Origin of the sequence: Microbacterium sp. Bi121, from assembly GCF_918698005.1 — a bacterium.
Classification (GTDB): Bacteria; Actinomycetota; Actinomycetes; order Actinomycetales; family Microbacteriaceae; genus Microbacterium.
Genome location: NZ_CAKKLJ010000004.1, coordinates 207,818 through 230,732 on the forward strand (window position 1 = coordinate 207,818; position 22,915 = coordinate 230,732).

General features: G+C 67.5%; 22 protein-coding genes and 2 tRNA genes. 5 read left to right on the forward strand and 19 right to left on the reverse strand.

The window, feature by feature from the left end:
- Positions 1-4: 4 nt before the first annotated feature.
- The 4 genes from LQZ87_RS08070 to LQZ87_RS08085 are packed head-to-tail and all read right to left on the reverse strand — an operon-like array spanning position 5 to position 4,878.
- Positions 5-1,489, reverse strand: a complete 1,485-nt coding sequence (locus LQZ87_RS08070; RefSeq protein WP_230102950.1) for an ABC transporter ATP-binding protein — start codon at positions 1,487-1,489, stop codon at positions 5-7.
- Positions 1,486-2,298: an ABC transporter permease gene (locus LQZ87_RS08075; RefSeq protein WP_230102951.1), complete on the reverse strand. Its 813-nt coding sequence runs from the start codon at positions 2,296-2,298 to the stop codon at positions 1,486-1,488. The genes LQZ87_RS08070 and LQZ87_RS08075 overlap by 4 nt, the downstream gene beginning before the upstream one ends.
- The gene (locus LQZ87_RS08080) at positions 2,295-3,248 is read right to left on the reverse strand and encodes an ABC transporter permease (protein ID WP_230102952.1); all 954 of its coding nucleotides are present in this window, start codon (positions 3,246-3,248) and stop codon (positions 2,295-2,297) included. Before LQZ87_RS08080 ends, LQZ87_RS08075 begins: the two co-directional genes overlap by 4 nt.
- 7 nt (positions 3,249-3,255) lie before the next feature.
- A complete protein-coding gene (locus tag LQZ87_RS08085) occupies positions 3,256-4,878 on the reverse strand; it encodes an ABC transporter substrate-binding protein (RefSeq protein WP_230102953.1) in 1,623 nt (540 codons plus the stop codon).
- A 170-nt stretch (positions 4,879-5,048) separates the two neighbouring features.
- Here LQZ87_RS08085 and valS point away from each other — a divergent pair, with 170 nt between their 5' ends.
- Together valS and LQZ87_RS08095 are read left to right on the forward strand one after the other, a co-directional pair.
- Positions 5,049-7,640 (forward strand): valine--tRNA ligase, encoded by a 2,592-nt coding sequence (gene valS, locus LQZ87_RS08090; RefSeq protein ID WP_230102954.1) that lies wholly within the window; start codon positions 5,049-5,051, stop codon positions 7,638-7,640.
- Positions 7,640-7,855 (forward strand): hypothetical protein, encoded by a 216-nt coding sequence (locus tag LQZ87_RS08095; protein WP_230102955.1) that lies wholly within the window; start codon positions 7,640-7,642, stop codon positions 7,853-7,855. Before valS ends, LQZ87_RS08095 begins: the two co-directional genes overlap by 1 nt.
- Before the next feature lies 1 nt (position 7,856).
- Here LQZ87_RS08095 and LQZ87_RS08100 read toward each other — a convergent pair whose 3' ends face one another.
- Together LQZ87_RS08100 and LQZ87_RS08105 are read right to left on the reverse strand one after the other, a co-directional pair.
- Positions 7,857-8,090, reverse strand: coding sequence for a hypothetical protein (locus LQZ87_RS08100; protein ID WP_230102956.1), 234 nt, complete (start codon positions 8,088-8,090; stop codon positions 7,857-7,859).
- Complete coding sequence (locus tag LQZ87_RS08105; protein WP_230102957.1) at positions 8,087-8,704, reverse strand: helix-turn-helix domain-containing protein; 618 nt, start codon at positions 8,702-8,704, stop codon at positions 8,087-8,089. Before LQZ87_RS08105 ends, LQZ87_RS08100 begins: the two co-directional genes overlap by 4 nt.
- A 78-nt stretch (positions 8,705-8,782) precedes the next feature.
- Here LQZ87_RS08105 and LQZ87_RS08110 point away from each other — a divergent pair, with 78 nt between their 5' ends.
- A complete protein-coding gene (locus LQZ87_RS08110) occupies positions 8,783-10,831 on the forward strand; it encodes a M3 family metallopeptidase (protein ID WP_230102958.1) in 2,049 nt (682 codons plus the stop codon).
- A gap of 104 nt (positions 10,832-10,935) precedes the next feature.
- Here LQZ87_RS08110 and LQZ87_RS08115 read toward each other — a convergent pair whose 3' ends face one another.
- The 11 genes from LQZ87_RS08115 to LQZ87_RS08165 form a co-directional block, all read right to left on the reverse strand.
- Entirely contained in the window at positions 10,936-11,460 is a 525-nt protein-coding gene (locus tag LQZ87_RS08115) for an NUDIX hydrolase (protein ID WP_230102959.1), read from the reverse strand.
- Position 11,461: 1 nt separating this feature from the next.
- On the reverse strand, positions 11,462-12,730 hold the full coding sequence (gene clpX / locus LQZ87_RS08120) for an ATP-dependent Clp protease ATP-binding subunit ClpX (protein ID WP_230102960.1): 1,269 nt from the start codon (positions 12,728-12,730) through the stop codon (positions 11,462-11,464).
- Between the two features lie 97 nt (positions 12,731-12,827).
- On the reverse strand, positions 12,828-13,679 hold the full coding sequence (locus LQZ87_RS08125; RefSeq protein ID WP_230102961.1) for an aldehyde dehydrogenase family protein: 852 nt from the start codon (positions 13,677-13,679) through the stop codon (positions 12,828-12,830).
- Entirely contained in the window at positions 13,676-15,118 is a 1,443-nt protein-coding gene (locus tag LQZ87_RS08130; RefSeq protein WP_230102962.1) for an aldehyde dehydrogenase family protein, read from the reverse strand. The genes LQZ87_RS08125 and LQZ87_RS08130 overlap by 4 nt, the downstream gene beginning before the upstream one ends.
- Before the next feature lie 13 nt (positions 15,119-15,131).
- A complete protein-coding gene (deoC, locus tag LQZ87_RS08135; RefSeq protein ID WP_230102963.1) occupies positions 15,132-16,133 on the reverse strand; it encodes a deoxyribose-phosphate aldolase in 1,002 nt (333 codons plus the stop codon).
- Complete coding sequence (locus LQZ87_RS08140) at positions 16,130-17,065, reverse strand: sugar-binding domain-containing protein (protein ID WP_230102964.1); 936 nt, start codon at positions 17,063-17,065, stop codon at positions 16,130-16,132. Before LQZ87_RS08140 ends, deoC begins: the two co-directional genes overlap by 4 nt.
- A 209-nt stretch (positions 17,066-17,274) precedes the next feature.
- Positions 17,275-17,916: an ATP-dependent Clp protease proteolytic subunit gene (locus tag LQZ87_RS08145; protein ID WP_230102965.1), complete on the reverse strand. Its 642-nt coding sequence runs from the start codon at positions 17,914-17,916 to the stop codon at positions 17,275-17,277.
- A 19-nt stretch (positions 17,917-17,935) separates the two neighbouring features.
- Positions 17,936-18,532: an ATP-dependent Clp protease proteolytic subunit gene (locus LQZ87_RS08150; RefSeq protein ID WP_230102966.1), complete on the reverse strand. Its 597-nt coding sequence runs from the start codon at positions 18,530-18,532 to the stop codon at positions 17,936-17,938.
- Between the two features lie 82 nt (positions 18,533-18,614).
- Entirely contained in the window at positions 18,615-19,097 is a 483-nt protein-coding gene (locus LQZ87_RS08155) for a tetratricopeptide repeat protein (protein ID WP_230102967.1), read from the reverse strand.
- A gap of 66 nt (positions 19,098-19,163) precedes the next feature.
- The gene (gene tig / locus LQZ87_RS08160; protein WP_230102968.1) at positions 19,164-20,666 is read right to left on the reverse strand and encodes a trigger factor; all 1,503 of its coding nucleotides are present in this window, start codon (positions 20,664-20,666) and stop codon (positions 19,164-19,166) included.
- Positions 20,667-20,726: 60 nt separating this feature from the next.
- A tRNA-Pro gene (locus LQZ87_RS08165) sits at positions 20,727-20,803 on the reverse strand.
- Between the two features lie 121 nt (positions 20,804-20,924).
- On the opposite strand from LQZ87_RS08165, the gene LQZ87_RS08170 reads away from it, so the two are divergent.
- Together LQZ87_RS08170 and LQZ87_RS08175 are read left to right on the forward strand one after the other, a co-directional pair.
- Positions 20,925-20,998 (forward strand) — tRNA-Gly (locus LQZ87_RS08170).
- A 23-nt stretch (positions 20,999-21,021) separates the two neighbouring features.
- Positions 21,022-22,230 carry a hypothetical protein gene (locus LQZ87_RS08175; protein WP_230102969.1) on the forward strand — a complete coding sequence of 403 codons (1,209 nt, stop codon included), beginning with the start codon at positions 21,022-21,024 and terminating at the stop codon, positions 22,228-22,230.
- Between the two features lie 63 nt (positions 22,231-22,293).
- Here LQZ87_RS08175 and LQZ87_RS08180 read toward each other — a convergent pair whose 3' ends face one another.
- Positions 22,294-22,650, reverse strand: coding sequence for an RNA polymerase-binding protein RbpA (locus LQZ87_RS08180; protein ID WP_230102970.1), 357 nt, complete (start codon positions 22,648-22,650; stop codon positions 22,294-22,296).
- Between the two features lies 1 nt (position 22,651).
- On the reverse strand, positions 22,652-22,900 hold the full coding sequence (gene secG, locus LQZ87_RS08185) for a preprotein translocase subunit SecG (protein WP_147039408.1): 249 nt from the start codon (positions 22,898-22,900) through the stop codon (positions 22,652-22,654).
- Positions 22,901-22,915: the final 15 nt, after the last annotated feature.

The window sequence follows — 22,915 nt, forward strand, 5'->3', positions numbered from 1 at the left end:
AGGCCTAGCGGCCGGCGGCGAGCAGCTCCTGGGTGAAGGGATGCTGGGGAGCTGCGAACACAGCGGCGACCGGCCCCTGCTCGACGATCTCGCCGTGCTGCATGACGAGCACGTCATCGGAGACCGCGGCGACCACACCGAGATCGTGCGAGACGAAGATCATCGTCAGCCCCCGCTCGCGCTGCAGACGCCCGAGCAACTGCAGCACCTTCTCGCGCACCGACGGATCCAGGGCTGACACCGGTTCGTCGAGCACCAGGACATCCGGCTCGGCGGCGAGCGCCCGCGCGACCGCCGCACGCTGCCGCTGGCCGCCGGAGAGCTCGGAAGGGCGACGCTTGGCGAGCTCCGGCGCGAGACCCACCTCGATCATCAGTGCAGCCACCCGCGCCGCACGCTGAGCTCGCGGCACCTGTCCGGCCTCGAGGGCCTCGCGCAGCGAGCGGCCGATCGTCCACCGCGGGTCGAACGCCCCGAGCGGATTCTGATGCACGAGCTGCACGCGGTGCTCCCCCGCCCACCGGAGAGCACCGGAATCCGGTCGCTCTACGCCGACGATCATCCGTGCGAGCGTCGTCTTGCCCGAGCCGGACTCGCCGACGATGCCGAGCGTCTGCCCCTGCAGCAGGGTGAATGACGCATCCACGACAGCCGGGACGCCCGCGAACGACTTCGACACCCCGATCCCGGTGAGCACGGCCTCGCCCAGACCGAACCGGTCGCCGCGCGGCTCGTGGTCCGTGGCGGCGATGAGCTCTCGCGTGTAGTCCTCCGACGGCTCTTCGAGCACCTGCGCCACCGTTCCCTGCTCGATCACGCGACCATCGCGCATGACGAGCACACGATCGGCGACACGGCGCACCGCGGCGAAGTCGTGGCTGATGAAGACCACGGCGGTACCGGCATCCGCGATGTCTCGCAGCAGAGCGAGCACGTGCGCCTGCACGGTGGCATCCAAGGCGGTGGTCGGCTCATCCGCGATGAGTACGGCGGGTTCTCCCGCGAGCGCCGAAGCGATCAGAGCGCGCTGCCGGAGCCCCCCGGACAACTCGTGCGGGTACTGCGCCGCACGTTCAGCTGGTGACGGCATCGCCACCGCCTCCAACAGCTCCAGCGCCCGCGCGCGGCGCGCGGCCCGTGACAGTCGCGAGTGAATGGCGAGCGGCTCAGTGACCTCCGCGCCGACCCTCCGCAGCGGGTCGAGCGAGACCAGGGCGTCCTGCGACACGAGGCCGATCCGATCGCCGCGGACTCCACGCCACTGCGACTCCGAGAAGCGACGCACGTCGACGCCGTCCACCGTGAGCGCAGCCGCCCGAACGTGCCCAGGAGCAAGGCCCAGCAACGCCGATGCCGTCAGCGACTTGCCGGCGCCCGACTCGCCGACGATCGCGACGCACTCCCCGGGCGAGACCTCGAACGACACCCCGTCGACGAGCATCCGGCCGCCGATCGAGATGGACAGGTCCTGCACCAAGAGCGCACTCACGACGTCCGCCCCTCTGCCCGCGCCCGCAGGGTGCGCCCGACGATCGTCGCGGCGATGACCGTGAGCGTGATCGCGATCCCCGGGAACACGGCGATCCACCACGCGGTGCCGAGCACGTTGCGCCCACCGGAGAGCATGAGTCCCCACTCCGGAACCGGTTCGGTGGGCCCGAGCCCCAGAAAGCTCAGCCCTGCCACGGCGAGGATGCTCGAACCGATGCCGATCGTCGCGAGGACACTGAGCGATCCCAGCACGCCGGGGATCACGTGCCGGGTGAACGCCTGCGCTCTCGGCACTCCGAGGATGCGCGCGGCTTCGACGTGCTCGGCGAGCGCGAGCGTGCGCGTTTGCACCCGCGCGAACCGCACGTACACGGGGACGGCTGCGATCGTCACCGCCACAGCGACCTTCCCAGGACCGGGGCCGAGGATCGCGACCACCACCAAGGCGACGAGGAATTCCGGGAACGCCATCAGCACGTCGTTGACGCGCATGGCGACAGCGTCGACGGGGCGCGGAGCGATCCCCGACAACGACCCCAGAATCAGGCCGACGATCAGCGCGAGGCCGGTTGCGAGCAGGCCGATCCCGACCGAGCGCGCAGCCCCGTGCACGACACGGGCGAACACGTCGCGACCGCTCTGATCCGTTCCGAACCAGTGCGCGGCGCTCGGAGCCTGCAGCGCCGCCCGCACATCGGTCTGCAGCGGGTCGGCCGGGGCGATGATGCCCGGCACGAGCGCCATCGCGGCGACCACCGCCAGGAGGAGGAACGCTGCCCAGAACAATATGCGACGTGCGATGCTCATCGGCGCAGCTCCGGCGCAGCGGGTGCGGCGCGCCGCTGACGGGGATCGAGCACCGGATGCAGCAGCTCGACGATCACATTGACGATGACGAAGACGAGTGCGCTGAACAGGATGATCCCGGTGATCACGGGCAGGTCTCGGTCGGAGATCGCCGCGAGCGTCACACGCCCGAGCCCAGGCCGCGCGAACACGGTCTCGACGAGCACGGCGCCGCCGAGCAGGGACCCGACCAGGTAGGCGGTCAGCGTCAGAGCACCGGCCGCCCCGTGCCGCAGGGTGTGGTGAGCCGTCAGTCGTACCTGACCGGCTCCGCGCGCCCGCACCGTCGTCGCGAACGGCTGACGCTCCGCAGCCTCGATGCCATCGCGCAGCACCTGCCCGAGGAGGGCGGCGACGGGCAGCGCGAGAGTCGCCGCCGGCAGCACGATCGTCGCGGGGTTGCGCGTGCCGGACACCGGGAACCACCCGAGACCGAACGCGAACACGCTGAGCAGCAGGAGTCCGATCCAGAACACGGGAGACGACAGCACGATGAGCTCGAGTCCGGCCACCACGCCGCGCCCCACCCGTCCACGGACGAACAGCGCGACGGCGAGGGCGAGCACGACGGCGATGCCCAGCGCCAGCGCCGTGAGCTGCAGCGTCGAGCCCAGTTGTCGCCCGATGACCTCGCCCACCGGCATCCGGAGCTGGTAGGACTCGCCGAGGTTTCCCTGCACGAGCTGGCCGAGATACGAGAGATACTGCTCGAACGGCGGACGGTCGAGCCCCAACTCGGCGCGGATGCCGTCTTTGACCGCCTCACTCACCTGAGCCTGCGGCCCGAGCATCACCGACACCGGGTCGCCGGGGATCACCCGGAACGCGAGGAAAGCCAGCGTCGCGGCTCCCCACAGGACGATGACGACGGATGCCGCGAGCCCCGCGATCCGGACGAGAAGCGGTTTCACGACCGGATCAGCCGACCGAGACCTCATAGAACAGCGGGCGACCGTACAGGTCGTACTCGAGCCCTGAGATCGTGTCGTTCGAGGCGGTGATCAGCGACGGGCTGTAGAGCGGCACGATCGCAGTGTATTGCGCATTCCACTCCTGCAGCTGCTGGTAGATCGCGGCCCGCGCGTCGACGTCGCTGGTGGAGATTCCCTCCTCCAGCAGCGCATCGATCTGCGGGTCGGAGACCTGCGAGGCGTTCTGGAAGCCATCGGTGTGCAGGTGACTGCGCAGCAGATCCGCGTCGACGCCGGAGAAGCCCCAGTCCGTGAGATCGAAGGTCTTCGGCTCGTACTGCGCGTTGTACGCGCCGGGCTCGAGCACCTCGCGCTTGACCTCGAAACCGATCTGAGCGAGGTCGGACTGGATGGCGTTGCCGAGGGCCGCCTTGTCGTCGGGCACCGGGGTCCAGGCGATCCAGCGCACCGAGAGGCGCTTGCCGTCCTTCATCCGGATGCCGTCGCTGTCGCGGTCGGTCCAACCGGCCTCATCGAGCAGCGCGTTCGCGGCATCCTGATCGAACGGCCAGGAGTCCTCGAGCGAGGCGTCGTAGCCGGGTGTGGTGGAGCCCAGGATGCTCCATGCCCGTGGGAACTGCCCGAAGTAGATCTCCTCCACCGCCGCGTCGATGTCGATGCCGCGGGCGAACGCCTGCCGCACCTTCTCGTCGGAGAAGACGCCGTACTTCTCGTTCAGGTACAGCGAGTACGGGAGCCCCGGGTATTCGACGGAGTCGACGGTGAGCGTGTCCGGCATGTCGACGGCGAGGTTCGGCGGGATGTTGCTGGCGAGGTCCGCCTCGCCGCTCTCCACGACGCCGGCGCGCACGGATGCCTCGGGCAGGAGCTCGACGCGCAGCGTCTCGAACTTCGCAGCAGCCGCACCGTCCGGACCCCACGTGTAGTCGGGGTTGCGGGTGTACACGAGCTCCTGATCCGGCGTGTACTCGGTGAGCTCGAAAGGTCCGGTGCCGACGTTGATGTCCGGGCCGCCGGCTGCGAGCTGGTCCGCCGACTCCTCCAGCACCTTCGGCGAGTAGAAGCCGAGATTCGCGGTGCTCGCGGCTTGCAGGAACGGCGAGTACGGCTGGCTGAACTGCACTTCGACGGTGTACTCGTCCTTCACGGTGGTGCCCTCGTAGAAGTCGGCGCCGAGCATGCTGGCGGCCTGCTTGGAGGCGGTCTCGGGGGCGACGATCCGGTCGAAGTTCGCCTTCACAGCCTCGGCATTGAACGGCTCGCCATCGTGGAAGGTCACGTCGTCGCGCAGCTCGAACATGTACGTCGTGCTGTCGGGCGATACCTCCCAGCTCTTCGCGAGCCACGGCGAGAACGAGCCGTCCGCCTCCTGGAACACGAGCGAGTCGAGCACCGCGCGCTGCACCATGCCGGAGACGTCGAGCTGACTGGTCTGCGGGTCCATGTGACCGGCGGCGAGGTTCGCGCCCTCGATCGCCCACACGACCTCGCCCGTGCCATCGCCGTCGGCGGAGTCGCCCGCTGAGCCGGCGCATGCGCTGAGCAGCAGGACGGATGCCGCGACGAAGGCGGTCACGGGCAGAATACGGCGCACGAGCGAAGTGGGCATGCGAGTCCTCAGGAAGGTGAAAGGGGGTCCGTCCAGTCTACCGGTGGTTATTGGACGCGGTCGATTTACGGATCACGCGGTGAAGAAGGCGGATCGGTAGACTGTTGAGCACATCCCACACACTCAGGCACGTACACACCGTGCCGCATACATCGCTCAAGGAGACCTTCATGGCTGCGTCCGCACCGAACCAGATTCCCGACAAGCCGGTCCTCGAAGGTCTCGAAGCGAAGTGGGACGGCGTCTGGGCCGAGCAGGGCACGTACTTGTTCGATCGCCTGCGCGCAGCCGAGCTCGGTCGTGAGGGTGTGTACTCGATCGACACGCCTCCGCCGACGGCATCCGGATCTCTGCACATCGGCCACGTGTTCTCGTACACGCACACCGACGTCAAGGCGCGCTACGAGCGCATGCGCGGCAAGAGCGTCTTCTACCCGATCGGCTGGGACGACAACGGCCTGCCGACGGAGCGCCGCGTGCAGAACTACTACGGTGTGCGCGTCGACCCGACGCTCCCCTACGACGCCGAGTTCACCCCTCCCTTCCAGGGCGACGCGAAGAGCCTGAAAGCCGCAGACCAGCAGCCCATCAGCCGCCGCAACTTCATCGAGCTCTGCGAGCGCCTCACCATCGAGGACGAGAAGCAGTTCGAGGACGTCTTCCGCCAGATGGGTCTGAGCGTCGACTGGACCCAGACCTACCGCACCATCTCGGACGAGACCATCCGGCAGAGCCAGCTCGGCTTCATCCGCAACCACGAGCGCGGCGAGGCGTACCAGGCGCTGGCACCGACCCTGTGGGACGTGGACTTCCGCTCGGCGATCGCCCAGGCAGAGCTCGAGGACCGCGACCAGCAGGCCGCGTACCACCGCATCGCGTTCCACAAGACCGATGGATCCGGTGACATCCACATCGAGACGACCCGCCCCGAGCTGCTCGCAGCCTGCGTCGCGCTCGTGGCACACCCCGACGACGAGCGCTACCAGCCGTACTTCGGTCAGACCGTCCGTACGCCGTTGTTCGACGTCGAGGTGCCCGTGCGCGCCCACCACCTCGCCCAGCAGGACAAGGGCTCCGGCATCGCCATGGTCTGCACGTTCGGCGACGTCACGGATATGGTCTGGTGGCGCGAGCTCGACCTGCCGATCAGGACGATCCTGGGCCTCGACGGTCGCGTCGTGGCCGATGCCCCAGAGGCGATCGAGTCGGAGGCGGGGAGGACCGCCTATGCAGAGCTCGCAGGCAAGACCGTCTTCAGCGCCAAGAAGCGCATTGTGGAGCTGCTCGAGGAGTCCGGCGAGCTGCTCGAGGTCTCGAAGCCGTTCAACCACGCGGTGAAGTTCTTCGAGAAGGGCGATCGCCCGCTCGAGATCGTCTCGACGCGCCAGTGGTACATCCGCAACGGCGCCCGTGACGAGGATCTGCGCGATCAGCTCATCGCTCACGGCCGTGAGCTGCAGTGGCACCCCGACTTCATGCGCGTGCGCTACGAGAACTGGGTCGGCGGCCTCACCGGCGATTGGCTCGTGTCGCGTCAGCGCTTCTTCGGCGTTCCGATCCCGGTCTGGTACGGACTCGACGAGAACGGTGAGCGCGACTTCGACCGCGTTCTGATGGCTTCGCCCGAGCAGCTGCCGATCGATCCGACCATCGACGTGCCGGCCGGGTACACCGAGGACCAACGTGGCGTCGCAGGCGGCTTCGAGGCCGAGGTCGACATTCTCGACACCTGGGCGACGTCGTCGCTCACCCCGCAGCTGGCCGGTGGCTGGCAGCGCGATGAGGAGCTGTGGAACCTCGTCGCCCCCTTCGACGTGCGCCCACAGGGTCAGGACATCATCCGCACCTGGCTCTTCTCGACGATGCTCCGGTCGACCCTCGAGGACGCGCGGTCGCCGTGGAAGCACGCCTCCGTGTCCGGCTTCATCGTCGACCCCGACCGCAAGAAGATGTCGAAGTCCAAGGGCAACGTGGTGACCCCGGCCGACATCCTCGAGAAGCACGGTTCGGATGCGGTGCGCTACTGGGCAGCCTCCAGCCGTCTCGGCGTGGATGCCGCGTTCGATCCGCAGAACCCGACGCAGATGAAGATCGGTCGCCGCCTGGCGATCAAGATCCTCAACGCCGCGAAGTTCGTGCTGTCGTTCCCCGTGCCCGAGGGCGCGCAGGTGACGCATGCTCTGGATGCGTCGATGCTCACCGCCCTGGACGGGGTCGTGGCCGAGGCGACGAAGGCGTTCGACGCGTTCGACCACGCCCGCGCGCTGGAGGTCACCGAGTCCTTCTTCTGGACCTTCTGCGACGACTATCTGGAGCTCGTCAAGGAACGCGCGTACGACCAGACGGACGTCGGACAACCGTCGGCGGCCCTCGCCCTGCGGATCGCTCTGTCGACGCTGCTGCGTCTGCTCGCACCCGTCGTCTCGTTCGCGACCGAAGAGGCCTGGAGCTGGTTCGAGGAGGGCTCGATCCACACGGCCGCCTGGCCAGAGGCCGGCTCGCTCGCCGGCGGAGACCCGGCTGTGCTCTCCACAGCCAGCGCCGCCCTGATCGGCATCCGCCGCGCGAAGACCGAGGCGAAGGCATCGCAGAAGACTCCGGTCTCACGTGCCGTCATCGCGGTCCCTGCTGACTCGCTCGAGACGCTTCGCGCGGCCGCCGGTGACCTCAGCGCGGTCGGCCGCATCGCGGAGCTCGAGATCGTGGAGGGCGACGAGTTCGCCGTCACGGAGATCGTGCTGGCCCCGGTGGAGGAGAACTGATGCAGCTGGGTACGCGCTGGGCGGCGGGAGCGGATGCTCCGGCATCCGTCCCCGCCGCGCTGCTGCCTGCGATCGCGGAGGTCGAGAGTCGCGGCGTCGAGGGCTACTGGACGCTGACCTGGCTCGAGGGCCGCCCCATCGCCGAGCTGGATGCCGGTTGGGAAGTCCTGCAGGACGCCGCGGGCGAGGTCATCGCCCGAGAGTTCCAGGACTGACTCAGCGCCGCGGCGCGCCCATCTGCGCCAGCATCCGGTCCGCCGCACGCGGATCTGCCTTCTGCGTCTGCTCGGCCTGGATGGCGGCGAGCATGGCTTCATGGCGATCCAGCCGACGTTCGGCGCGTGCCGTCGCCCAACGGGTGACGGCTCCCGCGATCCTGATCGACCAGCGCTCGAGTGCTGTCGCGCCGCGCGGTACGGCATACGTGCGCGTGATGGCAACTGCGCTCATGATGCGGTCTCCTTCGTGTTCGTGTGGTTGGCGAGGGGGAAGACATCGGCGCGCACGCTGATGCGGCGGACGCCCTCCCCCTTCTGGCCGCGGTAAGTGTCTGCGGCCTCATCGATCACGGCCTCGAGCTTCTCGATCAGAGCTGTGGTCTGCTCGGCCGTCATGCTGATGCCGCTCGTCATCGATGAACTGGCGTCAGCCCATTCCTCCGGCTCCTTGTCGATGCGCCCGCTGAAGTACTCCATGAGCTCTTCGTGGCGCCGACGGTGGATCTCGGCGACGGCGACCTGCAGAGCAGCCTCGCCGGCTGGTGACCCCTGCACTGCGCGCGAGTCGTAGACGATGCCGCCCTCAGGCCGCTCCCACCAGCGCTCGCGCCCGCTGCGCTCCCCCTCGACCTCTCGAATCAGGTCCTGCCGGGCCAAAGCCCTGAGGTGATAGCTCGTGGCGCCAGAAGACTCCCCGAGGATCTCGGCGAGGGTGCTTGCCGTCTGAGGCCCTTCATTCGCGAGGATGTCGAAGATCCGCACGCGCAGCGGGTGCGACAGGGCACGCAGTGCCCCGGCATCCAGAACGCGACGTTCTCTCGCGGCGGCCTTCTCGTTCTCGGTCATAGTGCAAAGATATCGTTGCAAAGCTTTCTTTGCAAGTGTTTCTTTGTGAACTTCAGAAGCCGGCCCTAGGCTCGGGGGATGACCGAAGCCGCGAACCCGCTCCTCTCGCCCTCCGCTCTCCCCTACGCACTTCCCGACTACGCGGCGATACGCCCCGAGCACTACATTCCGGCGTTCCAGCTCGCGTTCGAGGAGCACCTGGCCGAGATCTCCGCGGTCACCAGGGTGAGGTCGATGCCGACGTTCGAGAACACGGTGGTTCCGCTCGAACAGGCAGGTGCGATGCTCGATCGCGTCGCGCACGCCTTCTACACGGTGAGCTCCGCGGATGCCACGACCGAGATACAGGAGATCGACGAAGAGCTCGCGCCGCTCATGGCCGCGCACGACGATGCGATCCGACTCGACGCCCAGCTGTACTGGCGGGTCAAGACCGTGCATGAGCAGCTCGGCGACCTCTCCCTCGATCCGGAGAGCCGGTACCTCGTCGAGCGCCACTTCCGCGAGATGACCCACGCAGGCGCTGGGCTCGACGACGACGCGAAGTCGCGACTCACGGCCCTGAACCAGAAGCTCTCCACGCTCACCACGGCCTTCGAGAAGAACCTCCTGGCCGACACCAACGACCTGGCCGTGTACTTCGAGACCGCAGAGGACCTCGATGGCCTCGCCGACGGGGAGCTGTCAGCCGCAGCTCGCGCCGCGGCCGATCGCGGTCATCAGACCGGCTTCCTCATCACGCTGCCGCTGTTCACGGGGCATCCGTATCTCGCCTCTCTCACGAACCGCGAGAGCCGTCGACGCATCATGGAGGCGTCCCGCTCGCGCGCGACGCGCGGGAACAGCAACGACAATCGCACCGTGCTGACCGAGATCGTGTCCCTGCGCGCCGAGCGCGCGGCTCTTCTGGGCTACTCGTCGCACGCGGCGTACGTGACCGCCGATGAGACCGCGGGCACTCCGGAAGCCGTCGCGGATCTTCTCCACCGTCTCGCTCCGGCCGCGGCATCCAACGCTCGCGCGGAGCAGGCGGCCCTCCAGGCGATCATCGACGACACCGAGGCGGAGCCGTTCGCACTCGAGGCGCACGATTGGGCGTTCTACACCGAGAAGGTGCGTTCAGCGACGTACGACATCGACACCGCGGCACTGCGCCCGTGGTTCGAGGCTGAGCGCGTACTGCAGGACGGAGTCTTCTACGCCGCCACGCAGCTGTACGGCGTGACGTTCACCGAGCGCGACGACCTCGTGGCCTATCACCCCGGCGCTCGCGTCTTCGAGGTCTTCAACCCTGGCGGCTCGGCACTCGGACTGTACGTGCTCGACCTGTACACCCGCGACTCCAAGCGCGGTGGCGCGTGGATGAACCCGATCGTCAGCCAGTCGGCGCTGCGCGGCACGGCTCCCGTCGTGGTGAATAATCTCAACGTCGCGCGCCCCGGAGACGGCCAGCCGACGCTGCTGACGCTGGACGAGGTCACCACTCTGTTCCATGAGTTCGGTCACGCGCTGCACGGCCTGTTCGCCACGGTGAACTACCCGCACTTCGCCGGGACGAACGTGTTCCGCGACTTCGTCGAGTTCCCCAGCCAGGTCAACGAGATGTGGATCCTGTGGGCCGAAGTCCTCGACAACTACGCCCGCCACTTCGAGACCGGCGAGCCGCTGGACGCCGCGATCGTCGAGCGGCTGCGCGGGACCGAGACCTTCAACCAAGGGCATGACACCAGCGAGTACCTGGCTGCGGCATGGCTGGATCAGGCGTGGCATCGGATCGGAGCATCGGATGCCGTGACCGATGTCGTCGCGTTCGAGACCGAGGCGCTGGCTGAGATCGGGCTGGACAACCCCGCGGTGCCGACGCGCTACTCGTCGACCTACTTCGCCCACGTGTTCTCCGGCGGGTACAGCGCGGGTTACTACTCGTACATCTGGAGCGAGGTGCTCGACGCCGACACCGTCGAGTGGTTCCGTGAGAACGGCGGACTGACGCGTGAGAACGGCGACCGGTTCCGTGCTCGGCTGCTGGGCGTGGGCGGGTCGAAGGACCCCCTGGAGGCTTACCGCGACTTCCGCGGGCGGGATGCCGAGATCACTCCCCTGCTCAAGCGCCGCGGGCTCGGCTGACGCGCCGCTCGAACTTCGCGGGAAAGCGCGAACTTCGCAGAGATCTCACAATTCGCTGCGAGATTCGTGTCATTCTGCGTCGTGCCGGCGCGGGTCAGGCGTGCTCAGAGGCGCGCGAGCGCTTTGTACCAGGTTAGCTGGTGGAAGCTCTGCGACAGGTGCTCGCCGAGCCCCTCGACCGGCATCACATGCACAGCGATCATTTCGCTCGGGTCGAGCGACTGGTCTGCCACACGAACGCAGTCGAGCGCCAGGAAGTGGTGCACGCGATTGGAGTGGTTGCCGAAGTTCGCCCAGGTCGCTCCGAGGTCGAGGATCTCGCTTGCCTGACAACCGGTCTCCTCGCGGAGCTCTCTCGCTGCCGCATCCACCGGAGTCTCCCCGGGTTCGACCGCTCCGCCGATCGTACCGATTGCGACGACGCCGGCACCGTGCCGGTACTCCTCGACGACGATCGCCTCACCCTCAGGAGTCAGCGCGAGGACGGAGATCCAGTCCCCCGGTTCGAGCACGTAGTACGGCGCGATCGTCCGACCCGCGGCATCCGTACACGTGTCGGCGCGCAATCGGATCCAGCGGTCTGCCACGATGATCTCACTGTCGCTGACCGTCCACGGAGCGGGACGCACGTCAGGCGCTCTTGCGCTTGCGCTCCATCACGACCGTTGGCGGGGCGCCTTCGTCGACCGAGGCGCGGGTGACGACGACCTTCTTGACGTCCTCCGCGGAGGGGATCTCGAACATGATCGGCCCGAGGACGTCCTCGAGGATCGCTCGGAGGCCGCGGGCACCGGTCTTGCGCTCGACTGCGAGGTCGGCGATGGACCGCAGCGCGTCCTCTTCGAAGTCGAGCTCCACACCGTCGAGTTCGAACATGCGCTGGTACTGCTTGACCAGCGCGTTGCGGGGACCAGTGAGGATGTCGATCAGCGCGTCCTGGTCGAGCGGCGTGACGGAGGCGACGACGGGCAGGCGACCGATGAACTCGGGGATCAGGCCGAACTTGTGCAGGTCTTCTGGCAGCACCTCGCTGAACAGGTCGAGATCCTTCGTCTTGTCGTGCAGCGGCGCGCCGAAACCGACACCGTGCTTGCCGACACGCGACGAGACGATGTCCTCAAGGCCCGCGAAGGCGCCGGCGACGATGAACAAGACGTTCGACGTGTCGATCTGCAGGAACTCCTGGTGCGGGTGCTTGCGACCGCCCTGTGGAGGCACCGAGGCCACCGTGCCCTCGATGATCTTCAGCAGCGCCTGCTGCACACCCTCGCCAGAGACGTCGCGGGTGATCGATGGGTTCTCCGACTTGCGGGCGATCTTGTCGATCTCGTCGATGTAGATGATGCCCTGCTCGGCACGCTTCACGTCGTAGTCAGCGGCCTGGATGAGCTTGAGGAGGATGTTCTCCACGTCTTCGCCGACGTAGCCGGCTTCGGTCAGCGCCGTGGCATCCGCAACTGCGAACGGGACGTTCAGGCGCTTCGCGAGCGTCTGCGCGAGGTACGTCTTGCCGCAGCCGGTCGGGCCGATCATCAGGATGTTGCTCTTGGCGATCTCGACCTCTTCGGCCTTCTGCTCAGCGAGCTGCAGCGTGCCGTGCGCGCGAACGCGCTTGTAGTGGTTGTACACGGCCACCGACAGCGAGCGCTTGGCCTGTTCCTGCCCGACGACGTATTCCTCGAGGAAGGCATAGATCTCACGCGGCTTGGGCAGTTCGAAATCCGCGACGCCATCGGCGGACGACTCCGCCATGCGCTCTTCGATGATCTCGTTGCACAGCTCTACGCACTCATCGCAGATGTACACGCCGGGGCCGGCGATGAGCTGCTGCACCTGCTTCTGGCTCTTCCCGCAGAACGAGCATTTGAACAGGTCAGCGCTTTCACCGATTCTGGCCATGCGCATCCTCCTTGGAGTGTCCGAGAGACATATTCGAGCCTAACCTCTCCCTCGGACACTCAGCCGCATTGGGCGCGGTCGGATCAGATCCGTTCGATCAGATCATGCTCTTCGGGTGCCAGACCGTCTTCGTCTCGGTGAACGCCGCGATGCGCTCTGGCGACGCGGTGACGTCCCCGGGCGTCAGCACGCGCTTGAGCGTGTCGGCCGCCGCGATCTGCAGGTCGATCCACTCCAGAGATCCGGCACCGGCGAGGTCGATGGCGTTGACGTCGGCGTGCGAAGCCAGCCACGGCGTGATCTCGGCAGGCGATCCGGTGAGCACGTTCACCACTCCCCCTGGCACATCGCTGGTCGCGAGCACCTCGGCGAGACTGATGGCAGACAGCGGGTACCTCTCGCTGGCAACAACTACCACGGTGTTGCCAGCCACCAGCGCTGGGGCGACGACGGAGACGAGCCCGAGCAGCGCCGAGTCCTGCGGCGCGACGATCGCGACGACACCGGTGGGCTCCGGGACGGAGATGTTGAAGTACGGACCGGCGACCGGGTTGGCATTCCCGGCGACCTGCGCGTACTTGTCGCACCAGCCCGCGTACCAGACCCACAGGTCGATCGCCTCGTCGACCTGCGACGCTGCTGCCGCGGCCGAGACGCCCTCCTGAGCGGTGATCTCGTCGATGAACTGCGCACGACGCCCCTCGAGAACCTCGGCGACGCGGTAGAGCACCTGGCCGCGGTTGTACGCGGTGGCGCCGGACCAGCCCTTGACGGCCGCGCGCGCTGCCACGACGGCATCCCGAGCGTCCTTGCGGGAGCCCTTCGCGGCGTTCGCGAGGAACGCCCCCTTGGCGGAGAGCACCTCGTAGGTGCGGCCGGACTCGCTCCGAGGGAAGGCCCCGCCGATCGCGAGCTTGTAGGTCTTCGGAACAGTCAGTCGCTTGCTCATGCTGCGGCTCCCTTGAGGTAGGCGGTCAGGCCGTGGCGGCCGCCCTCGCGGCCGTATCCGGACTCCTTGTAGCCGCCGAACGGGCTGGCGGGGTCGAATCGGTTGAAGGTGTTCGCCCAGACGACGCCGGCGCGAAGCCGGTCGGCGACGGCGAGGATGCGCGAGCCCTTGTCGGTCCAGATGCCGGCGGACAGCCCGTACGGGGTGTTGTTCGCCTTGGCGATCGCCTCGGCCGGAGTGCGGAAGGTGAGCACCGACAGCACGGGCCCGAAGACCTCGTCGCGGGCGATGCGGTGGGATGCCTCGACGCCGGTGAAGATCGTCGGGGCGAACCAGAAGCCCTTGTCGGGGATCGCGCAGTCCGCGGTCCAGCGCTCTGCACCCTCGGCCTCGCCGATGTCGCTGAGTTCGCGGATGCGTGCGAGCTGGGCGGCGGAGTTGATCGCGCCGATGTCGGTGTTCTTGTCGAGCGGGTTGCCCAGGCGCAGCGTCGACAGGCGGGTCTTCAGCCGATCGATGACCTCGTCGTGGATCGACTCCTGCACGAGCAGACGGCTGCCTGCACAGCACACGTGGCCCTGGTTGAAGAAGATGCCGTTGACGATGCCCTCGACGGCCTGGTCGATCGGCGCGTCGTCGAAGACGATGTTCGCCGCCTTGCCGCCGAGCTCGAGCGTGACCTTCTTGTTCGTACCGGCGACCGCCTTGGCGATGTCGCGGCCGACGCCGGTCGAGCCGGTGAAGGCGACCTTGTCGACCTCGGGGTGACGCACGAGCGTCGCGCCGGTGGCACCTGCGCCCGTGACGATGTTCACGACGCCGGCCGGAAGGTCTGCCTGCTGCAGGATCTCGGCGAAGATCAGCGCCGTGAGCGGCGTGGTCTCGGCGGGCTTCAGCACCACCGTGTTGCCCGCCGCGAGGGCGGGAGCGATCTTCCACGCCAGCATCAGAAGCGGGAAGTTCCACGGGATGATCTGCCCGGCGACGCCGTGTGCACGCGGGTTCGCACCGAGGCCGGCGTAGTCGAGCTTGTCGGCCCATCCGGCGTAGTAGAAGAACCAGGATGCGACGAGCGGAACGTCGACGTCGCGGCTCTCCTTGATCGGCTTGCCGTTGTCGAGGCTCTCTGCGACGGCGAGCTCACGAGCGCGCTCCTGCACGAGACGGGCGATGCGGAACAGGTACTTGCCCCGATCGCGGCCGCTCATCTTCGACCACACCTTGTCGTAGGCGCGGCGGGCGGCTGTGACGGCGCGGTCGATGTCGTCGTCAGAGGCGCCGGCGATCTCGGCGATGTGCGACTCGTCGGCAGGCGAGATGGTGGTGAAGCTCTTGCCCGAGCCATCGACGAACTCGCCGTCGATGAACAGACCGTAGCTGTCACGCAGGTTCAGGATCGCCTTGGATTCAGGCGCCGGAGCGTATTCCAGGAATGACATGTTTCTGTTTCCCTCAGTCGATCGTGACGTAGTCGGGGCCGGAGTAGTGGCCGGTCGTGAGCTTCTGACGCTGCAGGAGCACGTCGTTGAGGAGGCTCGACGCCCCGAAGCGGAACAGGTGCGGCTGCAGCCACTCCTCCCCCGCGGTCTCGGCGACCGTGACGACGTATTTGATGGCGTCCTTCGAGGTGCGGATGCCACCGGCCGGCTTCACGCCGATCTTCTCGCCAGTACCGCGGTACCAGTCGCGCACGGTCTCGAGCATGAGCAGCGTCGTCGGCAGCGTTGCCGCGGGCTGCACCTTTCCGGTGGACGTCTTGATGAAGTCGCCCCCTGCCAGGATGCCGAGCCACGATGCCCGCTTGATGTTGTCGTACGTGTTCAGCTCTCCGGTCTCGAGGATCACCTTGAGCGATGCGTACGTGCCGTCCTCGCGGCGGCATGCCTCCTTGACGGCGGCGATCTGGTCGAAAACGAGGCCGTAGCGGCCGGAGAGGAATGCGCCGCGGTCGATCACCATGTCGATCTCATCCGCACCGGCGGCGACGGCCTCTGCGGTGTCGGCAAGCTTGATGGCGAGCGACGAGCGTCCGCTCGGGAAGGCCGTGGCCACGGCCGCGACCGAGATCCTGCCATCGTCGGGGTCGCCATGCAGAGCACCGAGCGCCTCGACGGCGTGGCCGACCATGTCGCCGTAGACGCAGACGGCAGCGACGAGCGGGGTCGACGGGTCGGCGGCATCCGGCGTCTTGGCCTTCGCGACCAGCGAGCGCACCTTGCCGGGGGTGTCGGCGCCCTCGAGCGTCGTGAGGTCGATCAGCGAGATGATCTTGTCGATCGCCCACGCCTTGGATGTGGTCTTGATCGAGCGGGTGCCGAGGCCTGCTGCACGCTGCTCGAGTCCGGTCGCGTCGACGCCGGGAAGGCCGTGCAGGAAGCGCCTGAGCGTGGCGTCGTCTGGCTCACCGCCCAGCACGTCCACCGCGGTGCGGCGGGTCAGTTCTGTGGTCGTCATCGTTCCTCCAACAATGCTCGGGCTGTGGTCTCATCGGTCACCAGAACGCTGCACAGGCCGCTGGTCACGACTGTACGCGCGATGTCGTGTTTGGCGCTCCCCGCGGTGACGAAAATGGCCTGTTCAGCTGTGCGCAGGTGGTCAAGGCTCACTCCGACCGTCCGGGCGTCGAGCTGCGGGTCGACGATGTTGCCGTCCGCATCGATGTAACGGCCGAGCACGTCACCGACGGCACCGCGACGGGCGAGCTCCTCCACGTCGGCGGGCTTCAGGTACCCGTTCTCGACATGGGCCGACGACGCGTCGGCAGGGCCGGCGGAGTACAGGTAGGTCTGCGCGTGGGCTGCCCGATCCAGGATGCCGGCTACGGTGCGATCGGCTTCGATCGCCTGCTTCGTCTCGACGCGCTCGAGGATGGCGGGACTCGGCAGCAGAGTCGCCTGGCCTCCGGCGCGCTGCGCGATGGTCATCGCGAGGCTCGCCGCTCCCCCTGATCGGCGATTCAGGCTGACGCCGCCGTTGAGCTGAACGACGCCGACGCCTGTCGCCCAGCCTTCTGGCAGCGCATCGGCCACGGCGGTGAGGGTGCGACCCCAGCTGACCCCGAGCGTGCGCGGCACGGGGCGGACGGCTGCGAGGTGGTCGGCCGCGGCCTGAGCCACGCGTTCGAGCACCGCTCCGTCGTCGTCGGGAACGGGGACGACCACGGCATCCGAAAGACGGAACCGCTCGACGAGCTCTCGTTCCAGGCCGAGGCGGCGGGCGCGCGGGTGCACGATCTCGATCCGCACGATGCCCTTCTCGCGCGCCTGTGTGAGCAGGCGGCCGACCTTCCAGCGCGAGACCTTGAGGAGGGCGCCGATCTCGTCCTGCGTCTTGGCTTCGTCGTAGTAGAGCTCGGCAACTCGCACGGTGAGCAGATCTTCGTCCACGGCATCCCCCTTTCGTCTCCACCAGCGTACGCACGAGCACGCGCGCGCGCATCTGTGTGCTCACATGAGCAGTCAGACGGCGTCTCCACCCACATGCGCGCACGCGCACGAACGTCGAGACCCCGTCCTCTCACCGAGACCCCGTCGTAGTTCGGTTACTACGACGGGGTGTCGACGCGAAGACGGGGTCTCGGCATGGAGACAGAGGCTCAGGCGCGCTTGCGCGTTGTGAGCACCTGGTCGACGATGCCGTACTCGAGCGCTTCCTGCGCTGAGAGGATGTTGTCGCGGTCGATGTCCTTGTTGACCTGCTCGACCGGCTTGCCGGTGTGCTTGGCCATGGTCTCCTCGAGCCACGTGCGCATGCGCAGGATCTCTTTGGCCTGGATCTCGATGTCGGATGCCTGGCCGTGGCCTGCCTCGCCCATCGCCGGCTGGTGCATGAGCACGCGAGCGTTCGGAAGCGCGAGCCGCTTGCCGGGTGCACCGGCGGCGAGCAGTACGGATGCCGCGGATGCCGCCTGCCCGAGCACGACGGTCTGGATCTGCGGCGCGACGTACTGCATCGTGTCGTAGATCGCCGTCATGGCGGTGAACGAGCCACCTGGCGAGTTGATGTACATCGTGATGTCGCGCTCGGCGTCCTGGCTCTCGAGCACGAGGAGCTGCGCCATGACGTCATCGGCCGACGCGTCGTCGACCTGCACGCCGAGGAAGATCACACGGTCTTCGAACAGCTTGTTGTACGGGTCCTGGCGCTTGAAGCCGTAGGCGGTGCGCTCCTCGAACTGGGGAAGCACGTAGCGGCTCGAGGGCAGGTTGCCTGCGGACTGGAAAGTGGGGGTGTACATGGATGTCCTCTCGAATCCGTTACTCAGCCGAGTCCGCCGTGCCGCCGCCGCCGATGACATCGGTGGCCGACTCGCGGATGTGGTCGACGAAGCCGTACTCGAGGGCCTCTTCGGCGGTGAACCAGCGGTCGCGGTCGCCGTCCTCGTTGATCTGCTCGACCGACTTGCCGGTCTGCGCCGCAGTGATCTCGGCGAGGCGGTTCTTCATCGAGATGATCAGCTGGGCCTGCGTCTGGATGTCGCTCGAGGTGCCGCCGAAGCCGCCGTGCGGCTGGTGCAGCAGCACGCGGGCGTTGGGCGTGATGTAGCGCTTGCCCTTGGTGCCGGCGGTCAGCAGCAGCTGGCCCATGGATGCCGCCATGCCGATGCCGACGGTCACGATGTCGTTCGGCACGAACTGCATCGTGTCGTAGATCGCCATACCCGCGGTGATCGAGCCACCGGGCGAGTTGACGTAAAGGTAGATGTCCTTCTCTGAGTCCTCTGCGGCGAGAAGAAGGATCTTCGCGCAGATCTCGTTGGCGTTATCGTCTCGCACCTCTGAGCCCAGCCAGATGATGCGATCCTTCAGCAGCCTGTCGAAGACACTTGTCGCGACCAGGGGTTCTGCAGCCATTTCACGCTCCTGTTTTCCGTGTTCGGTGATTCGAATCTACCGGCGACGACGCGGCCCTCAGGTCGTGTTCGCCGTCGGCATATCAGGTGTCGCGTTCGGCGATCTCGCGCGCGTACGCCGTCACGGAACGTCGGTACTGGCTCAGGTGCGGAGCGAGCGTCTCCAATGCGATGGATGCCGCGGCGACACTGTCGCCGGCTGACACGAGTGCAAGGGCGTAGAACGCCGAGGCTTCATCGCTGAGCACTCCCCCGCGTTCACGCTCCCGCTTCAGCATCTCCAGGCTCTCGTCGACGCGTCCGAGGTTGCGCAGGGTGCTGGCCAGCTGGATCGTCGCCTGTGCCCGCCGCGATTCGTCGAGACCGGCTGCGAGAGCACGCCGGTAGAAGGATGCCGCTGCCATCTCCGCGCCAGCCGAGTCTCGCGCACCCGCCCGCTCGAACAACGCGACCGCGTCTTCACTCTCGCGTTCGAGCGCCAACGCGTCGATCGCCCTGACGCGTTCGTCATCCGAGATCGTGTCGTCGTCCCAAACCGCGTCTACGCGATCCTGCCAGTCGTTCATGGCTCTCCCTCTACGCGAGAAGGCGGATGCCGAAGCATCCGCCTTCTCGTCAGAATCGCAGTGCGATCACTCGCCCTTGTCGGCGGCCTTCGCGGCAGGCGCCTTCTTGGCTGCCGGCTTCTTGGCCGGAGCCTTCTTGGCGGCCGGCTTCTCGTCGGTCTTCTCCTCAGCCGCGTCGTCAGCCTTCTCGGCGGCCTTCTTCGCAGGTGCCTTCTTCGCAGCCGGCTTCTTCGCGGGAGCCTTCTTGGCGGGCTTCTCCTCGGCAGAGGCCTCGGCGGACTCGTCCTCGTCGTCGACGGCGACCAGGCTCGACAGGTCAACGGGCTTGCCGTTGCTGTCGACGACCTTGACCTTGCCGAGGGCGATCGCGAGCGCCTTGTTGCGGGCGACCTCGCCGACCAGTGCGGGCAGCTGGTTCGAGGACTGCAGAGCCTCGACGAACTCCTGCGGAGCCATGCCGTACTGCGCGGCGGACTGGATCAGGTACTGGCTGAGCTCCTCCTGCGAGACCTGAACGTCGGACTGCTCGGCTATCGTGTCGAGCAGCACCTGCGTGCGGAACTGCTTCTCGCTGGCCTCGGTGACCTCGGCGCGGTGCTCGTCGTCCTCGAGGCGGTTCTCGGACTCGAGGTGGTTGTGCACCTCGTCTTCGATGAGCTGCGGCGGGACCGGGATCTCGATCTTCTCGAGAAGCGTCTCGAGGAGCTGGTCGCGAGCTGCAGAGCCCTGGGCGAAGACGCCCTGCTCGCCGACGCGCTCGGACAGGCTGGTGCGCAGTTCGGCGATCGTGTCGAACTCGCTCGCGATCTGTGCGAAGTCGTCGTCGGCCTCAGGAAGCTCGCGCTCCTTGACGGACTTGATGGAGACCGAGACCTCGGCCTCCTCGCCGGCGTGGTCGCCGCCGACGAGCTTCGAGCGGAACGTGGTGTCCTCACCGGCGGTGAGCGACTCCACGGCGTCGTCGATGCCCTCGAGAAGCTCGCCGGAGCCGAGCTCGTACGAGACGCCCTCAGCGCGGTCGATCTCGGTGCCGTCGATGGCCGCGACGAGGTCGAGCTCGACGAAGTCGCCCTTGCCGGCGGGACGGTCGACGGGAATGAGCGTGCCGAAGCGGGCGCGCAGCTTGTCGAGCTCCTCCTCGATGGCCGCGTCATCGGTCTCGACGGCATCCACTGTCAGCGTGATGTCGGACAGCTCGGGCATCTCGATCTCGGGACGCACGTCGACCTCGACCTCGACGATCAGGTCTCCGGTGAAGTCCTTCTCGTTCGGCCACTGGGTGATGTCGGCCGCGGGGCGACCGACGACGCGCAGGCTGTGCTCGCCCGCGGCCTCGCGGAAGAACTTGTCGAGGCCCTCGTTGACGGCGTGCTCGATGACGGCACCGCGCCCGATGCGCTGGTCGATGATGGGAGCCGGGACCTTGCCCTTGCGGAAGCCGGGGATCTGGACGTCCTGCGCGATGTGCTCGTACGCGTGCGCGATGGAGGGCTTGAGGTCGTCCGGGGTGACCGTGATGGTGAGCTTGGCCCGGGTCGGGGTCAGCTTCTCAACGGTGCTGTTCGCCATGCTTGTCTGTTCTCCTTTGGATTTCCGCGCGAAGCGCGCGGCCTGAGGTCGAGGGGGCCGTGGTCGGGGCGACAGGATTTGAACCTGCGACTTCCCGCTCCCAAAGCGGGCGCTCTACCAAGCTGAGCTACGCCCCGTCTGAACCCGCGCGGGGAAACGGCCTTCACGAGTCTAACGGACAGGAGCACCGTCAACGTCCGCTATGATCGTTGAGTCCGGTTCCGATCGGATACGAGTCCTGAGGCCACCTCAGAATTCGGGGCTGTAGCTTAGTGGTAAAGCCTCTGTCTTCCAAACAGATGATGCGAGTTCGATTCTCGTCAGCCCCTCCACTTCCCCGTCAGGAGGAGAGCTCGTGGTCGAGTCACCCGTTCCCCTTGCGCCTGGTGGACACGCATTCGATCCTGTGATCGGCGGATCGCCTCCGGCCGCTTCTCCCCCGCAACGCCGATCGCACCGCGCACGCACCTGGATGCTCGGCGGTCTTGCTGTGATCATCCTCGGCGCGGCGTGCGCTGGAGTGCAGTGGGGCGCGAACGTCGGCTACGACGACGCACTCGTCGCGTTCCAGGACACGGTCGACGGCGCGCAGGCGGACCAGGCTCGGCTCGATGAAGCCGCCGCTTCGCTGACCGAGACGATGGATGCCGCCACCGTAGTGGCCGGCGCGCGCACCGACCTTCTCATGGACGCCGAGAGCACTGCGGCTCTGGACGCCGCGGCGGAGAGCGCAGCAGTGGCCGCCGACGAGGCGACGTCGCTGGCGGATGATTCGCTGCCGGTCGCGGCAGCCAAGCCGGTGTGGGCCTGGGAGCTGTTCGGTGCCACCGCGCAGTTGGACGAGGAGCGCGACGACGCAGCCCAGCAGCGCGACGACTTCGACGACGCCCGCGACGGGGCGGAGGCGGCATCCGAAGCCCTGAGTGACGCGGGGATGGCGGCCGTCATGGCCGCGGCCGGCGCGGCGGACGAGTTCGAAGCGGCGCATGTGTCGGCACGCAACCTCGACATCCTCGACCTTCGCCGCCAGGCGGAGCAGGTCAGCGGCGCCGTGGTGCTGGATGCAACGACCGCGGAGGCTTACGCGGGACTGGAGACGGCGGCCGCCGCGATGATCGCATCGGAGAAGGCCGAGCTCGCGGAGAAGCAGGGCCCGCTGTTCCAGGCTCGCACCGAGATCGAGGCGTTCGCGCGCGGACTCGCCCCGGGAGTGCTCCTGGACTTCGACTGGTCTGCGCTGGTCAACGGGTACGGCTATGGCGACAGCATGGGCGGATACGCGACCTGGTGGTACGGCGACCCCGGTTATTCGACCATCGAGCTGTCGAACTCTGTCGCCGAGTACTGGCCGGGCGCGCGCAGCAAGGCGCTCGTGGCGCACGAGGTCGGCCACGCCATCAGCGTCAAGTGCGAGGGCATGTACGACGACTCGAACAGCGGCACCGTCGAGGCCTGGGCGACGGCGTGGGCCATCAGCAAGGGATTCACCGACGCCGCCAATGGCACGTCGGCGTATGGGGCTCCGCCGCAGTCCCTCATCGACGCCGCCGCCGGCTGCCGTTGAACGACGGAGCCGTCGTGACCCCGAAGAAAGAAACGGGGTCACGACGGCTCCGAGGAGAGTGAGTCAGGCCTGTCCGCGGCGCTCGCGCAGCTGCGTCAGCGCCTCGTCGAGAAGCTGAGTCGCCTCGTCGTCGGTGCGCCGCTCCTTCACGTAGGCGAGGTGCGTCTTGTAGGGCTCGTTCTTCGCGAGCTCCGGCGGGTTGTTCTTGTCGCGACCGGCGGGAAGACCGGACTGCGGGTGGTCGATCGTGTCGGGGATCTCCTCGTCGGGAAGACCGGCCGCGAAGTAGCGGACCGTCTCGTTGCCGAGCCCGTCCCAGTAGGACACCGCGATGCGGTCTGCGTGGTAGCCGTGGTCCTGCTCGCCCATCGGGCCCGAGCCGACCCGGGTTCCGCGGATGGCGTTGCCTCCAGTGGCCATGTCAGATCACCTCGAGCTTCGTGATGAGTCCGAGCGCGACGATGGAGACGAACCACACGAGCGCGAGGACGATGGTGAATCGGTTGAGGTTGCGCTCCGCGAGGCCGGATGAGCCGACCGCCGAGGTCATGCCACCGCCGAACATGTCGGACAGACCGCCGCCGCGGCCCTTGTGGAGAAGGATGAGGAGTGTCAGCAGTACGCTGGTGATGCCCAGCAGGACCTGCAGAACGAACTCAAGAATTGCCACGAGGGAGAGCCTTTC

Excerpts from the sequence above, each read along its gene's own strand:
- LQZ87_RS08125 (WP_230102961.1), bottom strand. The coding sequence starts at position 13,679 with ATGAGCAAGCGACTGACTGTTCCGAAGACCTACAAGCTCGCGATCGGC.
- clpX (WP_230102960.1), bottom strand. The coding sequence starts at position 12,730 with ATGGCCAGAATCGGTGAAAGCGCTGACCTGTTCAAATGCTCGTTCTGC.
- LQZ87_RS08095 (WP_230102955.1), top strand. The coding sequence starts at position 7,640 with ATGCAGCTGGGTACGCGCTGGGCGGCGGGAGCGGATGCTCCGGCATCC.
- LQZ87_RS08145 (WP_230102965.1), bottom strand. The coding sequence starts at position 17,916 with ATGTACACCCCCACTTTCCAGTCCGCAGGCAACCTGCCCTCGAGCCGC.
- LQZ87_RS08110 (WP_230102958.1), top strand. The coding sequence starts at position 8,783 with ATGACCGAAGCCGCGAACCCGCTCCTCTCGCCCTCCGCTCTCCCCTAC.
- LQZ87_RS08130 (WP_230102962.1), bottom strand. The coding sequence starts at position 15,118 with ATGTCATTCCTGGAATACGCTCCGGCGCCTGAATCCAAGGCGATCCTG.
- valS (WP_230102954.1), top strand. The coding sequence starts at position 5,049 with ATGGCTGCGTCCGCACCGAACCAGATTCCCGACAAGCCGGTCCTCGAA.
- LQZ87_RS08150 (WP_230102966.1), bottom strand. The coding sequence starts at position 18,532 with ATGGCTGCAGAACCCCTGGTCGCGACAAGTGTCTTCGACAGGCTGCTG.
- LQZ87_RS08075 (WP_230102951.1), bottom strand. The coding sequence starts at position 2,298 with ATGAGCATCGCACGTCGCATATTGTTCTGGGCAGCGTTCCTCCTCCTG.
- tig (WP_230102968.1), bottom strand. The coding sequence starts at position 20,666 with ATGGCGAACAGCACCGTTGAGAAGCTGACCCCGACCCGGGCCAAGCTC.
- LQZ87_RS08085 (WP_230102953.1), bottom strand. The coding sequence starts at position 4,878 with ATGCCCACTTCGCTCGTGCGCCGTATTCTGCCCGTGACCGCCTTCGTC.
- LQZ87_RS08155 (WP_230102967.1), bottom strand. The coding sequence starts at position 19,097 with ATGAACGACTGGCAGGATCGCGTAGACGCGGTTTGGGACGACGACACG.
- deoC (WP_230102963.1), bottom strand. The coding sequence starts at position 16,133 with ATGACGACCACAGAACTGACCCGCCGCACCGCGGTGGACGTGCTGGGC.
- LQZ87_RS08180 (WP_230102970.1), bottom strand. The coding sequence starts at position 22,650 with ATGGCCACTGGAGGCAACGCCATCCGCGGAACCCGGGTCGGCTCGGGC.
- LQZ87_RS08105 (WP_230102957.1), bottom strand. The coding sequence starts at position 8,704 with ATGACCGAGAACGAGAAGGCCGCCGCGAGAGAACGTCGCGTTCTGGAT.
- LQZ87_RS08100 (WP_230102956.1), bottom strand. The coding sequence starts at position 8,090 with ATGAGCGCAGTTGCCATCACGCGCACGTATGCCGTACCGCGCGGCGCG.